The organism is Bartonella florencae (genome assembly GCF_000312525.1).
Classification (GTDB): domain Bacteria; phylum Pseudomonadota; class Alphaproteobacteria; order Rhizobiales; family Rhizobiaceae; genus Bartonella; species Bartonella florencae.
In genome coordinates, this window is record NZ_HE997529.1 from 1 (window position 1) to 247 (window position 247).

1 pseudogene is annotated in these 247 nt (G+C 43.7%); it reads right to left on the reverse strand.

Features of this window, described 5'->3' with window-relative positions:
• Positions 1-247, reverse strand: a pseudogene (locus BN202_RS10075) (hypothetical protein); the annotation flags it as partial.

Below are 247 nucleotides of genomic sequence, written 5' to 3' on the forward strand. Positions count from 1 at the left end.
TTGTCCGCGACTGGATGCTGGTTTATCTTTCATATTTTCTGGAATTCCCTCAAGAGCATCATTCTTTATAACGTATCTTGTATAATCCTTGAGAGTGTTTTCTTCTGATTCTTGAGACACGCTTCCAAAAAGACTTTGTGCGCTCTCTGCTTGCCCGCGACTGGATGCTGGTCCATAGGCATTGAGTACATATTTATAGGGCAATCCCCCCATCGTGACGTAGCCATTTGCCAGTTTGAAGGATGTT